The organism is Paracoccus sp. MA (assembly GCF_020990385.1).
In the GTDB taxonomy this organism is placed as follows: Bacteria; Pseudomonadota; Alphaproteobacteria; order Rhodobacterales; family Rhodobacteraceae; genus Paracoccus.
This window is the reverse complement of the sequence record NZ_CP087598.1, coordinates 1,921,616-1,935,359: the sequence shown is the minus strand read 5'-3', so window position 1 is coordinate 1,935,359 and position 13,744 is coordinate 1,921,616. Positions and strand designations below refer to the sequence as shown.

Sequence of the window (13,744 nt, the reverse complement as noted above, 5' to 3'; positions counted from 1 at the left end):
CATATCCGTCCCCGAGGGTTTTCCATGTCCGTCGAACTCCAGCGCCCGCCCATGGCGGTGTTCCATTTCCCCGGCATCCACCCCGGCATGTCCTATCTGGCGCCGCGCCCCGGCTGGGTGCTGCGCCAAGTGGAGGGCGCCGCCGTGCGCCTGTTCGCGGAAAGCGACGAGCCGACGGTCCGCGACATGCAGCGCTCCGCCATCGAAAGGCAGGAGCGCCGGCTGCTGACCACGGTCATGGAAATCAACGCCTCGCCCGTGGTGCTGGAGAATGCGCAGTTCCGCAACGCCTTCGGGATGATCGACGGGCGCATCTGGCTGAACGGGGCCGCCGGCAACCGGATGCGCAACAAGTTCGACCAGCAGAACACCGAGGAGTGGCGGCAGGGCCGGCTGGTCAGCGCATTCCGCCGCGGCCGGAAAGAGGCGGCGCTGCCCCTGCCGGTCTGGAAGGACCGCGCCGCCGACCTGCCGGTCGCCATCGAGCTGAAGAACGGTTTCAACTATTATCACTTCACCACCGAGACCCTGGGTTGCCTGGCGTCCTTCGTCCAGGACGACGGCGATCAGCCGATCAATCTGCACCTGCCGCAGGACAATCTGCGCGGCTTCCTGACGGGCTTCATCGAGGCGGTCTTTCCCCGCTTGGCGCCGCGCGTGCGGTTCGTCAGTTCGGCTTGCCGCTATGACCGGGTGCGGGCGCTCTACAGCCACCAGCATTATCTTTACCAGGTCGAGGATCCCCGCGTGCAAGCGGCCGTCAACCAGCCCGGCGTCGATCCGCGCTGGAACACCCTTCGCTCCGAGGCGCCCTATCGCAAGGCCGTCGCCATGGCCTCCTATGACAGCAGCCTGCGGCTGTTGCGCGAACATGCGCTGCGGCGGGTGCCGCGCAAGCTGGTCGAGAAGATGCCCCGGCTGGTCTGGATGGGCCGCGACGAAGGGGGCGCCGCGCGTCTGCGCGGCATGACCGGGCAGGCCAGGCTGATGGCCGGGCTGGCCGAGCGCGGCTTTCACTGCGTGGCCTTCGAGCATCTGTCCCCGATCGAACAGATCGCCCAGATGCAGGCCGCCGATATCCTGGTTGCCCCGCATGGCGCCGGGCTGGCGAACATGGTCTATGCCAAGACCGGGGCGCTGGTCATCGAGATCGCTACGCGCCAGACCCAGATGCATCGCTGGGGCGATTTCCTGCCCTGCGCCCATGTCTCGCGCTGCCGCTATGATACGGTTTTCGCCGATGTCGCAGGGGTGTCGCGCCTGGACGCCATTCCGCCGGTGTCCGAGGGGCTGGTCGGCATCCATGTCGGCCGCCGGGCCACCCGGCGCATCCTGGCGCTGGTGGATGATGCGCTGGCTGGCCTGCCGGCCCAGGCTTCAGCCGTCTGACTCCAGCAGGCCGCGCAGCTCGTAGACCAGGTCCAGCGCCTCGCGGGCGCTGATCGTGTCGGGGTTCAGGCCGCGCAGCCGCTCCTCGACCGCCGAGGGTTTCGCCATGGTCGCCGGTGCGGGCGCCGGTGCGGCGCGGAACAGCGGCAGGTCGTCCAGCATCGCGGCGGGTTTGCCGGTGCCCTGCCGCTCGCCGCTTTCCAGCTGGTGCAGGATGTCGCGGGCGCGATCCACCACCGAGGGCGGCAGCCCCGCCAGCCGCGCCACCTGCACGCCATAGGAACGGTCGGCGGCGCCTTTGCGAACCTCGTGCAGGAAGATCACCTCGCCTTCCCATTCGCGCACGGCGACGGTGGCGTTCTCGACGCCGGGCAGGCGGGCCGACAGGCTGGTCATCTCGTGGTAATGGGTGGCGAACAGCGCCCGGCAGCGGTTCTTGCCGTGCAGATGCTCCATCACCGCCCAGGCGATGGAAAGCCCGTCCCAGGTCGCGGTGCCGCGGCCGATCTCGTCCAGGATCACCAGCGCGTGGTCGTCGGCCTGGTTCAGGATCGCCGCCGTCTCGACCATCTCGACCATGAAGGTGGACCGGCCGCGCGCCAGGTCGTCCGCCGCGCCGACGCGGCTGAAAAGCTGGCTGACAATGCCGACATGGGCGCGGCGGGCAGGCACGAAACCCCCGGCCTGGGCCAGCACGGCGATCAGCGCGTTCTGGCGCAGAAAGGTCGATTTGCCGGCCATGTTCGGGCCGGTCAGCAGCCAGATCGCGGGGGTCTCGCCCTCGGTCAGGGCGCAGTCGTTGGCGACGAAGGCCTCGCCCTTGCGCTTGAGCGCGCGTTCCACCACCGGATGCCGGCCGCCCTCGATCACGAAGGCGCGGCTGGCATCGACCTCGGGGCGCACCCAGCCCTCGCCCGAGGCGAGGTCGGCAAAAGCGGCGGTCAGGTCGATCTCGGCCAGCGCGCGGGCCGCCTGGCCGACGGGACCGGCGCGGTCCAGCACCGCGCGGGTCAGGCGGGCAAAGATCTCGCGCTCGATCTCCAGCGCCCGGTCGCGGGCGTTGAGGATGCGGGTTTCCAGTTCCGACAGTTCCACGGTGGTGAAGCGGATCTGGTTCGCGGTGGTCTGGCGGTGGATGAAACGCTCGTTCAGCGGCGGGGCCAGCATCTTCTCGGCATGGGTCGAGGTGGTCTCAATAAAGTAGCCCAAGACATTGTTGTGCTTGATCTTCAGGCTCTGCACCCTGGTCTCGGCGATGTAATCGGCCTGCATCCGGGCGATGACGCCGCGGCCCTCGTCGCGCAACCGGCGGGTTTCGTCCAGGTCCTCGTCATAGCCGGCCGCGACGAAGCCGCCGTCGCGGGCCAGCAAGGGCGGCTCGGCCACCAGCGCCTCGTCCAAGAGGTCGATCAGCGCATCATGGCCGGTCAGGTCGCGCGCCGCCTCGGCCAGCACGGCGATTTCGTCATCGCCCAGCATGGCGGCGATGGCCGCGCCCTGCGTCAGCCCGGCGCGGATCGCGGCCAGGTCGCGCGGCCCGCCCCGCTCCAGCGCCAGCCGCGACAGCGCCCGGTCCATGTCGGGCGCGCGCGCCAGCGCCTCGCGCAGGTCGGCGGTCAGGCGCGGGTCGTCCACCAGATGCGCGACGGCGGCCTGCCGGGCATGGATCTCGGCCAGGTCGCGCGAGGGGGCGCTGATGCGGCGCTCCAGCAGGCGCGCGCCGCCCGCCGTCACCGTGCGGTCGATGGCGGAGAGCAGCGAGCCCTCGCGCCCGCCCGACAGCGCCTGCGTCAATTCCAGGTTGCGGCGGGTGGCGGCGTCGATCTGCATGGCGCCGCCAAGCGCCTCGCGCACCGGCGGGCGGATCAGCGGCATCCGGCCCTTCTGCGTCAGCTCCAGGTAATCGGCGATGGCGCCCATGGCGGCGAGTTCGGCGCGGGAAAACTGGCCGAAACCGTCCAGCGTCTCGACCGAGAACAGCGCGCAAAGCCGGCGCGTGGCGGCGCTGCTGTCGAAGCTGCCGGCGGGCAGTTCGGTCAGGGCCGCGCCGGCCTCGGCGGCGATCTCGTCCAGTTGCGCGCCCTCGGCGGCCAGCAATTCGCGCGGGGCGTGGCGGGCGAGTTCGGGGGCCAGCCGTGCCGGCGGGCAGGGCATGACGCGGAAGGCGCCGGTCGAGATGTCGACCCAGGCCAGCGCCGAATCCTCGCGCACGCTGGCGAAGCTGGCCAAGAAATTGTGCCGCCGCGCCTCCAAGAGCGATTCCTCGGTCAGCGTGCCGGGCGTCACCAGCCGCACCACGTCGCGGGCCACGACCGATTTCGAGCCGCGCTTCCTGGCCTCGGCCGGATCCTCCATCTGCTCGGCGATGGCGACACGAAAACCCTTGCGGATCAGCGTCAGCAGGTAGCTTTCAGCCGCATGGACCGGCACGCCGCACATCGGGATCGGTTCGCCCAGATGCGTGCCGCGCTTGGTCAGCGCGATGTCCAGCGCCGCGGCTGCGGCGACCGCGTCCTCGAAGAACATCTCGTAGAAATCGCCCATGCGATAGAACAGCAGCGCGCCGGGATTGGCCTCGCGGATCGCAAGATACTGCGCCATCATCGGGGTGGGTTGATCGCTCATGTCCAGCCTTGTCGCCTGCGGTCCCGTTCTTCTAGGGGATGCGCGGGCCGATGCAAACAGCATGCGGCCAAGTTGCCGCAGGGGCGCAAGAATCCCGGTGACAGCGGTCCCGTGTTGCGGCATCGTCGGCCGGGAATGCATTCGTGAGGCCGGGCGATGAAATCGTTGATTCTGGGGGCAATCCTGCTGCCGTTCGCGGGCGTGGCCGTGGCGGCCTGCCCGGACGTCTCATTGATGCAGAATGCCGCGCGCGGCTGGATCGCCGGCCAGCGCCTGCCCGACCCGCTGGTGCGCACGGTCGAGGACGGAGCCTGCGCCTATGCCAGTTTCCGCAGCGTGCTGGAGGCCGAGCTGGGCGCGCCGGTGGGGGTGAAGGTCGGCTTCACCTCGAAACCAGCGCAGGAACGGTTCGGCGTGACCGAGCCGGTGGCCGGCGCGCTGTTTGCGCCGATGCTGGTGCCGGACGGCAGCCGGCTCAGCCTCAAGGGCAGCCGCGAGCCGTTTTTCGAGGCCGATCTGGTGGTGACGGTGGGCAGTTCCGCGATCATGCAGGCCCGGACCCGCGAAGAGGTGGCGGCGGCGCTGAAGGACGTGCGCCCCTTTATCGAACTGCCCGACCTGGCGCTGCAAAAGGACGTGGTGCCGACCGGGCCGCTGATGGTCGCCTATGGCGTGATGCCCTGGCGCGGCGTGCTGGGGCGGGGCATCCCGATCTCTGACCTGCGCGATCCGGTCGCCGATCTGGCGGCGCTGACGGTGAACCTGAAGATGGACGGCAAGAGCGTCGGCACCGGCTCGGGCGAGATGCTGCTGGGGCATCCGCTGGACGTGGTGCTGTGGCTGGTCGAGCAGGGCCGCTACGAGTTGAAGCCGGGCTCGGTCATCTCGCTGGGCTCGCTGGGCAAGCTGCATCCGGCGCTGCCGGGCCACCGGGTCGAGGCCGATTACCGCATCGGCGGCAAGTCCATGAAGGTCGGGCTGGTGCTGGTGCCCTGAGCCCGCGCCGGGACCGCAGGCTTTCCCCGGGTCAGCGCGGGAAAAAACCTTTGCCAACAGGGGTCTTGTGTCGCAAGACTGTCACGGGGGGCCGCTAGGTGGCAGCCAGCCGCCTATGGGGCGCGTTCTGGAACGGAGTTGACCAATGACCATTCAATCGACCGCGGCGGGGCTGGCCGCCGTGACGCTGCTGGCGACCGCGGGCGCCGCCTCGGCGCAGGATCTGGCGGCGCTCGAGGAGGCGGCCAAGGCCGAGGGCATGCTGACCACCATCGCGCTGCCGCATGACTGGTGCGGCTATGGCGAGGTGATCGCCGGCTTCAAGGCCAAATACCCGGAAATCAGGGTCAACGAGCTGAACCCCGATGCCGGTTCGGCCGACGAGCTGGAGGCGATCCGCGCCAACAGGGACAACAAGGGCCCGCAGGCGCCCGATGTGATCGACGTGGGCCTGTCCTTCGGGCCGCAGGCCAAGGCCGAAGGGCTGATCCAGCCCTACAAGGTCGCCACCTGGGACACGATCCCCGACGACGCCAAGGATGCCGAGGGCTATTGGTATGGCGATTATTACGGCGTGATGGCCTTTGGCGTGAACACCGACCTGATCGACGAGGCGCCGAAAAGCTGGAAGGACCTGACCAAGCCGGAATATGCCAATGCCTTCGCGCTGGCGGGCGATCCGCGCGCCTCGGCCCAGGCGATCATCTCGGTCATGGCGGCAGGCATCGCCAATGGCGGCGAGCCGGGCGAGGCATCCGGCCAGAAGGGCATGGAGCTGATGGCCGAGGTGCACAAGGCCGGCAATTTCGTCCCGGTCATCGGCAAGTCGGCGACCATCGCCCAGGGCGCGACGCCGATCGTCACCGCCTGGGACTACAACCTGCTCAGCTGGCGCGACAGCCTGAACGGCAATCCGCCGGTCGAGGTCATCATCCCCGAGGACGGCGTGGTCGCGGGCGTCTATGTGCAGGCGATCTCGGCCTATGCGCCGCATCCGAACGCGGCCAAGCTGTGGATGGAATATCTTTACTCGGACGAGGGCCAGCTTGGCTGGCTGAAAGGCTATTGCCACCCGATCCGCTTCAACGACCTCGTCCAGAACGGCAAGGTCCCGCAGGAGCTGCTGGACGCGCTGCCCGAGGCCTCGGCCTATGAAAAGGCGATCTTCCCGACGCTGGAGCAGCAGGAGGCCAACAAGAAGGTCGTGACCGAGGGCTGGGACAGCGTCGTCGGCGCGGCGGTTCAGGAATAAGGCGCGGCGGCCCCGCCCGGCTGGCGGGGCCCCCCGGAACGGGCGAGGCGGAATGAGACAGATCGGCTGGAACTGGCTGGGCGTCGTGCCCTTTTTCGCCTTTGCCCTGCTGTTTCTGGTGCTGCCGACGATGAACATCGTCATCGGCGCCTTCCAGAACCCGCAGGGAGAGTTCACGCTGGCCAATCTGGCCGGGCTCGCCTCGCCGCGGATCGTGTCGAGCTTTGCCATCTCGATCAAGATCTCGCTGGCCTCGGCGCTTTTGGGCTGCTTGATCGGCTTTGCCATGGCGGCGGCGGTGGTCATGGGCGGCGTGCCGCGCTGGATCAAGGGGCCGCTGATGACCTTTTCCGGCGTCGCCTCGAACTTCGCCGGGGTGCCGCTGGCCTTCGCCTTCATCGCCACGCTGGGGCGGGTGGGGCTGGTCACGATGCTGCTGCGGCAATGGTTCGGCATCAACATCTATGCCATGGGCTTCAACCTGCTGTCGTTCTGGGGCCTGACGCTGACCTATTTGTTCTTCCAGATCCCGCTGATGATCCTGATCATCACCCCGGCGCTGGAGGGGTTGAAGCGCGAATGGCGCGAGGCGGCAGAGGTGCTGGGCGCCAGCACGGGGCAATACTGGCGCATGGTGGCGCTGCCGATCCTGTTCCCGTCGCTTCTGGGCACCTTCGCGCTGCTGTTCGCCAACAGTTTCGGGGCGGTGGCGACGGCCTATGCGCTGACCGGCTCGTCGCTGTCCATCGTGCCGATCATGCTGTTCGCGCAGATCCGCGGCGACGTGCTGCAGGACCCGCATCTGGGCTATGCCATGGCCTTCGGCATGATCGTCGTCACCGGCCTGGCGAACCTCGCCTATGTCGTCATGCGCACCCGCGCTGAAAGGTGGATGCGATGAAACGGGTCTGGTCCTGGGCGGCGCTGATCGTCGGCGGGCTGTATTTCCTGCTGCCGCTGATCGGCACCATCGAGTTCTCGCTGCGGATGCGGCGCGGGGAATATTCGCTGGACGCTTATCGCTCGGTGCTGTCGGACGCGGCCTTCCGGCAGACCTTCAGCTATTCGGTGGTCATGGCGCTGCTGACCATCGTGCTGGGGGTGCTGATCGTGGTGCCGACCGCCTATTGGGTGCGGCTGCGCCTGCCGCGGCTGCGCCCGGTGATCGAGTTCATCACCCTGCTGCCGCTGGTGATCCCGGCCATTGTCGTGGTCTTCGGCTATATCCGGCTTTACAACACCAGCTCGATCCTGCCGCTGACCGGCACCGCATCCGGCACCAACCTGCTGCTCTTGTGCGGCTATGCCACGCTTGCGCTGCCCTATATGTATCGCGCCGTCGACACCGGGCTTTCCACGCTGGACGTGCGCAGCCTGACCGAGGCCGCGCAATCGCTGGGCGCCGGCTGGGTGCGGATCATCGGCCGGCTGATCCTGCCCAACGTGCTGGGCGCGGTGATGTCGGGCGCCTTCCTGTCCTTCGCCATCGTCATCGGCGAATTCACCATGGCGGCGCTGCTGAACCGCCCGGCCTTCGGGCCCTACATGCAGCTGCTGGGCGCCAACCGCGCCTATGAGCCGGCGGCGCTGGCGGTGATCGCCTTCGCCGTCACCTGGGGCTGCATGGGGGTGATGCAGCTGATCTCCCGCCTGTTCGGCACACGGATTCAACCGACATGAGCTTCCTGACCCTCGACCATCTGCAGAAATCCTTCGGCCCGACCCGCGTCGTCCACGACTTCGACCTGTCGGTGGAAAAGGGCGAGTTCGTGTCTTTCCTTGGGCCGTCCGGCTGTGGCAAGACCACGGTGCTGCGCATGGTCGCGGGGTTCGAGACGCCGACGGCGGGCCGCATCACCATCGACGGCCAGGACGTGACCCGGTCGCGGCCGAATCAGCGCCGCATCGGCATGGTGTTCCAGTCCTATGCGCTGTTCCCGAACCTGACCGTGGCCGAGAATGTCGGCTTCGGCCTGAAGGTCGCCGGCATCGCGCGGGCCGAGCGTGCCGGCCGCGTGGCCGAGATGCTGGCGCTGATCGGCCTGCCGGACCTGGGCGGGCGCTATCCCTGGCAGCTGTCGGGCGGCCAGCAGCAGCGGGTGGCGCTGGCCCGGGCGCTGGCGCCGCGGCCGCGCGTGCTGCTGCTGGACGAGCCGCTGTCGGCGCTGGACGCCAAGATCCGCGTCTCTTTGCGCAACCAGATCCGCGAGATCCAGCAGCAGCTGGGCATCACCACCATCTTCGTCACCCATGACCAGGAGGAGGCGCTGTCGATTTCCGACCGCATCGTGGTCATGCACAAGGGCGTCGCCGACCAGACCGGCACGCCCGCGCAGATCTACAACCAGCCCGCCACCGATTTCGTCGCCGGCTTCGTCGGCACGCTGAACCGGTTCGAGGCCGAGGTGCTGGACGCCGCCCGCGGCCTTGTCCGCGTCGAGGGGGCCGAGATCGCGCTGGACCGCCCGCTGCCCGCCGGGCGCATCACGCTCGCGGCGCGGCCGGAAAGCCTGCGCATCGCGCCCGAGGGCATCCCGGCCGAGATCGCCGGCGTCGAATTCCTTGGCTCCGTCCAGCGGCTGCGGGCGCGGGTGGCGGGTCGCGAGGTGGTGCTGGACCGCTTCAACGAGCCCGGCGCCGGCCTGCCGCAACCGGGCGAGCAGGTGCGGCTGGCCGCCGCCCCGGCTGGCTGGCTGGTGCTTGCCGCCATGTCCGATGCCAGCAACTTTTGACTTACGGGGCACGGCATTGTGGTGCCTGACGGCAGGCGTCCGCTTTGGGACGAAAGCGGACGTCCGGTCTCACGTGACCGAAAATCTCCAGCGTGCGAAAAGCGTGAATTCGCTAAACCCGCGCAAACAACGGCTTTACAGTAAAGAAAAACGGTCGTTTTAATCCTACCAATGACGACGCGCGAGCGAAGCAAATTGGTGTCCCAGAGTTATGGCGATACCGTCAAAGATGTTTATCTCATCTAAGCATACCGCAGGCGTCACCCCTGACAGATAGCCAACCCGGTGGTATAAGCACGTATCTTCGAGTTACTGCCGCTAGTCGTACGCAGCACACTCCAGTATGCCGCCCCGCCGCGCCAGCGCCTGTTCACTTGGGTGCCTATAGTGCTGTCCCTAGAAACAAGTCTATTCATGATTCTCACCCCACAGGTTAGGTTTGTGCGCGGGTCATGGAGGCGCTCAGCGTCCTCGATCCCGCAGCGGTAGCCATTGGCACTCTCATGTGACAACTGGAGCAACCCTCGGCTAATGACGGGGTTGCCGTTACTGTCGTTGAAGCTTTCCTCATAGGAAGTGGCAGGACGGAAGCCGCTCTCGAAACGAGCCATGGCAGAAAGAAGGCCTAGCCAGAACGCCTCTCGCTCTTCTCCGCTGAGCTTGGCGTAGGCGGGGCAGTAGGCATCAACGTCGGTGGGCTCGATCGCAAGCAAGGCTTTGCCCTCTGTGGCAAGGGCTTGACGAGTAAAGGCGGTCCACTGCGCACCTTCTGTCCGCCCGTCCCAATCTGCAGCAAACGTAATGGGCGGCGAAGCGGAAGCCGCAGGTGGTTGGGACACATCGTTGACTAGCTCGCAGGCCGATAAGGCCAATATCAAAACCAGTGCGGTGAGCGGTCTCATTTCGTGCCCTCCAAGACCTGTCCAAGCGTTTTGTCCCAATCCGACAGGCTGAAACCCTGCGGGTCATCATGGGCGCCGCTGATTCCGTTATCCATCACAGAGTGATAGGTCGGTATCATCCATCGCCCGGCGCGAGCGCTCGCCACTATATAGGCTTGGGACAGCCGCAGATACTGCGCCTGTGTGAAGCCTGGCGAAGGCGCGATCGCGTCATTCTTGGCTCCACCCGCCGGGTCACGACGACGCGGCTGTATAAGCTCGATATGAATGAACCGCCCGCGCGAACGTAGGCCTACCACGTCAACCTCGAGTCTCGTTGCTCGCCACGGCACACTAAAGTCGTGGTATAGGCGGACGTCCCCCCTTCGGTTGATGAAGAGGTGTGCGGCCTTTCGGTTCTCGTAATAACGGAAGGTGTTTACCCGCTCGCTCCTATCGATATCAGCGGGAAAGGGCTCGTCTAGGAAATAGGGCGTGCTCGTATCGTGAATGACGAAGTAGCGCGCAGGCAATCCCTCTTGGGTGCGCGCCACTGGACCGCTGAGCAGCCCGCCCACGGCGTCAGGCGTTACTCCCTCAGCCCGCAGATAGGCTTCTACTGCGGCAACGCTTGGTACACCCTCAACACCCGTCATCATCGCGGCCAATGTCGGTGGAAGCTCTGTGAGCTGTTCTCCGAGCTGCGCGTAGCGCCGCACAGGCGTCAGAAGGCACAGAGTCTGCTGCAGGGGTGTTCCAGCGAAGCTCAGCGCTTCTTTGGAGAAGCTGCAAAAGCCAAAGCCATTCTGCGAGGCAGGAACCGTGGAGACTTGCGAGGCGAGTGTGGGTTGGGAGGAGCTAGCAGTAGGAGGTGGAGCATCAGAGCAGGCGCAAACCAATGAAAGCAAGATGCATAAGGGAAAAGGCCTCACGATATCACTCCAAACAATTGAAGCTGTCGAACTCGGGAAAGCAACCATTGTCATTCGAAATGGTGCTCAGTTTAGGACGGGCGTGCTTCGCGCAACACTCCAAGAGTGTCGCTGGAGCCCCACATTAAGTCCAGTTTGCGTTCTTAAGCAACAATTTTCTACAATCGGCATGCCTCTCAATTCAAAGAATGAACGTTATTGCAGAAGACAGTTTTCACGCTGGAATTTAGGTCGTGTTGACAAAAGGGATTCCTCTGGCAGTCGTCCTATGATTCAAGCTCATCTCTACGTGGGAGATGAACTTGGCACGCAACCTGATATCCGACGATGAGTGGACCTTCTTCGAGGGCTTCATTCGTGCCGTCCGGCACCCTAACGGGCGGAAACCTGCGGACCATCGTCTTGTTCTGAATGGTATATTCTGGATCGCAAGGACTGGTGCGCCATGGCGCGATCTGCCCGAAGAGTTTGGCAAGTGGTCCTCGGTCTACCGTCAGTTCCGCCGCTGGACTTTGGCGGGACTGTGGGAGGATATCCTGGATGCGCTGAACCACGCTGGGATCGCGCCAGACAAGCTCCAGATGGTTGATAGCACTGTGATCCGCGCCCATCATCATGCGGCGGGCGCAAAAGGGGGACTCCGAAAGAGGCTCTTGGCCGTTCGAGAGGTGGCTTCTCGACCAAGATCCATCTCCGCGTCAACGGCGCAGGCCTCCCGATGAGGACCGAGATCACGCCGGGGCAGGATTCCGACTACACCGGCTATGATATGGTGATGGCCGACAACCTGCCGCAACCAGCAGTTCTGGTCGCCGACAGGGGCTATGACTCTGATAAAATTCGGGAAGACATCGAGAGCCGCAACGCCCTGCCCATGATACCGATGCGAAGGAACCGAAGGGTGCGCAAGGCTGTCGACATGACCATCTACACCCTGCGCAACATGGTCGAGCGCTGCTTCAACAAGCTGAAAAATAGCCGCCGCCTTGCAACCCGCTACGACAAAACCGCCGAAAGCTTCCTTGGCTTCGTCGACGTCGCCTGCATCAGGCTCTGGCTCCGCCATTTGTCAACATGACCTAGAGATTTCCTTGGAACAAACTGCTCGCAAAGCTCTGCTCGATTCTGCCGCATTCTTGGCCGAGCCCGCAGGAACTGAGGTTCGCGTGTCGCGCAGCATGGGTTCGATGCAGACTGCATCGGGCACGAGAGTCCGCAAAGGGCTCAAAGCGCCGATGGCATGCCCCCGGCTGAAACGCCGTTTGGATCACTAATCTGACGGAAAGCCAGCAGTAATCTGACACACGGTAGGAAGATACATGGCGGACCCGGAGCGATTCGAACGCCCGACCCCCAGATTCGTAGTCTGGTGCTCTATCCAGCTGAGCTACGGGTCCGCTGTGAGGCGGTGATTTAGTGTGCGGGCCGGGGGGGCGCAAGGCCAAAAATGACCTTCGGCAAAATCTTTTCCTGAAATCGCCGTGAGCAGCCTATCCCGCCGCGGCTTCCGCCCGCTGCGCAAGCCCGGCCAGCTCGCGCGGCAGGTGCAGGATGAACTGCGTGCCCTCCGCATCGCTGCGCAGCAGCTCCAGCCGGCCGCCATGGCTGCGCACCAGATCCGCCGCAATGGCCAGGCCAAGCCCCGTGCCGCCCTTGCGCGAGCCGCCCGAAAAGGGCTGGAACAGGAAGTCCCGCGCCTTCTGCGGCAGGCCGGGGCCGGTGTCGCCGATGCGGATCCACCATTCCTGCTCGTCCTCGCCGGCGCCGATCTCGATGGTGCCCGGCTGGCGCGTCGCCTCGATCGCCTGGCGCGCATTGCGCACCAGGTTCGACAGCACCCGGAACAGCTGGTCGCGGTCGGCACGAATCGTCAGGCTGGGCGGGATGTCGGTCAGGAACTCGATGGGCTCGGCCCCGTCCAGCCGGTCCGCCGCCATCGCCTCGCCCTCGGTCACCTCGGTCACCAGCGTCGAGAGGTTGAAGCGCGACAGCGCCGGGGCCGGCTCCTCGGCCTTGCCGAAGGCCAGCGTGGTCTCGCACAGGTTCACCGCCCGGCTGATCGAGTTCACCAGCTTCGGCGCGGCGCGGCGCACGGCGGGATCGGCGCTGGTTTCCAGCCGGTCGGCGAAGATCTGCGCCGTGGTCAGGATGTTGCGCAGGTCGTGGCTGATGCGGGCCACCGCCTGGCCCAGCTGCGCCAGCCGCGCCTGCTGCTTCAGCGCCGAGGTCACGGTGCGCTGCATGGCGGCGAGCGCCGTCTCGGCCTCGTTCAACTCGGCCAGCCGCGCGTTCGGGGTGATGATCGAGCGCGCGTCCTCCGGCGCGCCGGCATAGGCGGTCATGTGGCTGATGACCCGCCGGATCGGCACCAGCAGCAGCCTCTGCGCCGCCACGTTCAGCAGGATGGCGGTCAGGATCGAGAAGGCGGCCGAGATCAGCAGCAGCCGCAGCCCGTAATCGATCATCTCGGTGCGCAGCCGCTGGGTGTCGGTGGTGATCTCGATCAGCTGGCCGGCCTGGTTCACCGGCGCGCCGATCACCCGGATCACCTGGTTTCGCGGATCGAGAAGCTGCGCCATGGCATCGCGGATCGAGGTCCAGAACGGCTGCTCGCGCAGGTCGTAGGTGGCCGAGATCGGCCCCGGAATCGGCGAGGACAGCACCAGTTGCCGCACGTCGTTGCGCCGCAGCACGACGTTGAAGACGCCGGCATTCTCCAGAAGCTCGGATTCCAGGTCCGAGGCCAGCGATTCGTCGGTCGCCAGCAGCGCAAGGCTGGCGATCTGCGCGCGCTCCAGCCGCGATTCCAGGAAATCCAGTCGGTAGTTCGCGATCGAGGGCAGCAGGATCAGCAACTCGGCCAGAAGCACGAACATGCCCGTGAGCAGGGCGAATCGGCCGGATAAGGTATTCAGGGACATGGTAGGCTTTGCAATT

The 13,744-nt window shown here is 66.1% G+C and carries 11 protein-coding genes and 1 tRNA gene; 7 read left to right on the top strand and 5 right to left on the bottom strand.

Features of this window, described 5'->3' with window-relative positions:
- Nucleotides 1-24: 24 nt before the first annotated feature.
- Nucleotides 25-1,389: a glycosyltransferase 61 family protein gene (locus LOS78_RS16630; protein ID WP_230377536.1), complete on the top strand. Its 1,365-nt coding sequence runs from the start codon at nt 25-27 to the stop codon at nt 1,387-1,389.
- Here the strand turns inward: LOS78_RS16630 and mutS are convergent.
- The gene (gene mutS / locus LOS78_RS16625) at nt 1,378-4,014 is read right to left on the bottom strand and encodes a DNA mismatch repair protein MutS (RefSeq protein WP_230377535.1); all 2,637 of its coding nucleotides are present in this window, start codon (nt 4,012-4,014) and stop codon (nt 1,378-1,380) included. The genes LOS78_RS16630 and mutS overlap by 12 nt on opposite strands.
- Nucleotides 4,015-4,170: 156 nt before the next feature.
- Between mutS and LOS78_RS16620 the strand changes: the two genes are divergently transcribed.
- The 5 genes from LOS78_RS16620 (at nt 4,171) to LOS78_RS16600 (ending at nt 8,994) form a co-directional block, all read left to right on the top strand.
- Entirely contained in the window at nt 4,171-5,010 is an 840-nt protein-coding gene (locus LOS78_RS16620) for a 2-keto-4-pentenoate hydratase (RefSeq protein ID WP_230377534.1), read from the top strand.
- A gap of 145 nt (nt 5,011-5,155) precedes the next feature.
- Nucleotides 5,156-6,262, top strand: coding sequence for an ABC transporter substrate-binding protein (locus LOS78_RS16615; protein ID WP_028713510.1), 1,107 nt, complete (start codon nt 5,156-5,158; stop codon nt 6,260-6,262).
- A gap of 52 nt (nt 6,263-6,314) precedes the next feature.
- Nucleotides 6,315-7,163, top strand: coding sequence for an ABC transporter permease subunit (locus LOS78_RS16610; protein WP_028713509.1), 849 nt, complete (start codon nt 6,315-6,317; stop codon nt 7,161-7,163).
- Nucleotides 7,160-7,942, top strand: coding sequence for an ABC transporter permease (locus LOS78_RS16605; RefSeq protein WP_028713508.1), 783 nt, complete (start codon nt 7,160-7,162; stop codon nt 7,940-7,942). The genes LOS78_RS16610 and LOS78_RS16605 overlap by 4 nt, the downstream gene beginning before the upstream one ends.
- Entirely contained in the window at nt 7,939-8,994 is a 1,056-nt protein-coding gene (locus tag LOS78_RS16600; RefSeq protein ID WP_230377533.1) for an ABC transporter ATP-binding protein, read from the top strand. Before LOS78_RS16605 ends, LOS78_RS16600 begins: the two co-directional genes overlap by 4 nt.
- A 260-nt stretch (nt 8,995-9,254) precedes the next feature.
- Here the strand turns inward: LOS78_RS16600 and LOS78_RS16595 are convergent, their stop codons facing one another.
- Both LOS78_RS16595 and LOS78_RS16590 read right to left on the bottom strand, forming a co-directional pair.
- A complete protein-coding gene (locus tag LOS78_RS16595; RefSeq protein WP_230377532.1) occupies nt 9,255-9,896 on the bottom strand; it encodes a transglycosylase SLT domain-containing protein in 642 nt (213 codons plus the stop codon).
- Complete coding sequence (locus LOS78_RS16590) at nt 9,893-10,861, bottom strand: hypothetical protein (RefSeq protein WP_230377531.1); 969 nt, start codon at nt 10,859-10,861, stop codon at nt 9,893-9,895. Before LOS78_RS16590 ends, LOS78_RS16595 begins: the two co-directional genes overlap by 4 nt.
- A 242-nt stretch (nt 10,862-11,103) precedes the next feature.
- Between LOS78_RS16590 and LOS78_RS16585 the strand changes: the two genes are divergently transcribed.
- A protein-coding gene (locus LOS78_RS16585) for an IS5 family transposase (protein ID WP_085999836.1) occupies nt 11,104-11,885 on the top strand; the annotation gives its coding sequence in 2 pieces (ribosomal slippage) (nt 11,104-11,446 and nt 11,446-11,885; 783 coding nt in all).
- 242 nt (nt 11,886-12,127) lie between these two features.
- On the opposite strand, the gene LOS78_RS16580 is transcribed toward LOS78_RS16585, so the two are convergent.
- Together LOS78_RS16580 and LOS78_RS16575 are read right to left on the bottom strand one after the other, a co-directional pair.
- Nucleotides 12,128-12,204: transfer RNA gene (locus LOS78_RS16580), tRNA-Arg, on the bottom strand.
- Between the two features lie 93 nt (nt 12,205-12,297).
- Nucleotides 12,298-13,728: a HAMP domain-containing sensor histidine kinase gene (locus LOS78_RS16575; protein WP_028714354.1), complete on the bottom strand. Its 1,431-nt coding sequence runs from the start codon at nt 13,726-13,728 to the stop codon at nt 12,298-12,300.
- Nucleotides 13,729-13,744: the final 16 nt, after the last annotated feature.

What these genes read in the sequence shown, in the direction of transcription:
- LOS78_RS16630 (WP_230377536.1), top strand. Translation starts at nt 25, where the DNA reads ATGTCCGTCGAACTCCAGCGCCCGCCCATGGCGGTGTTCCATTTCCCC.
- mutS (WP_230377535.1), bottom strand. Translation starts at nt 4,014, where the DNA reads ATGAGCGATCAACCCACCCCGATGATGGCGCAGTATCTTGCGATCCGC.
- LOS78_RS16620 (WP_230377534.1), top strand. Translation starts at nt 4,171, where the DNA reads ATGAAATCGTTGATTCTGGGGGCAATCCTGCTGCCGTTCGCGGGCGTG.
- LOS78_RS16615 (WP_028713510.1), top strand. Translation starts at nt 5,156, where the DNA reads ATGACCATTCAATCGACCGCGGCGGGGCTGGCCGCCGTGACGCTGCTG.
- LOS78_RS16610 (WP_028713509.1), top strand. Translation starts at nt 6,315, where the DNA reads ATGAGACAGATCGGCTGGAACTGGCTGGGCGTCGTGCCCTTTTTCGCC.
- LOS78_RS16605 (WP_028713508.1), top strand. Translation starts at nt 7,160, where the DNA reads ATGAAACGGGTCTGGTCCTGGGCGGCGCTGATCGTCGGCGGGCTGTAT.
- LOS78_RS16600 (WP_230377533.1), top strand. Translation starts at nt 7,939, where the DNA reads ATGAGCTTCCTGACCCTCGACCATCTGCAGAAATCCTTCGGCCCGACC.
- LOS78_RS16595 (WP_230377532.1), bottom strand. Translation starts at nt 9,896, where the DNA reads ATGAGACCGCTCACCGCACTGGTTTTGATATTGGCCTTATCGGCCTGC.
- LOS78_RS16590 (WP_230377531.1), bottom strand. Translation starts at nt 10,861, where the DNA reads ATGACAATGGTTGCTTTCCCGAGTTCGACAGCTTCAATTGTTTGGAGT.
- LOS78_RS16575 (WP_028714354.1), bottom strand. Translation starts at nt 13,728, where the DNA reads ATGTCCCTGAATACCTTATCCGGCCGATTCGCCCTGCTCACGGGCATG.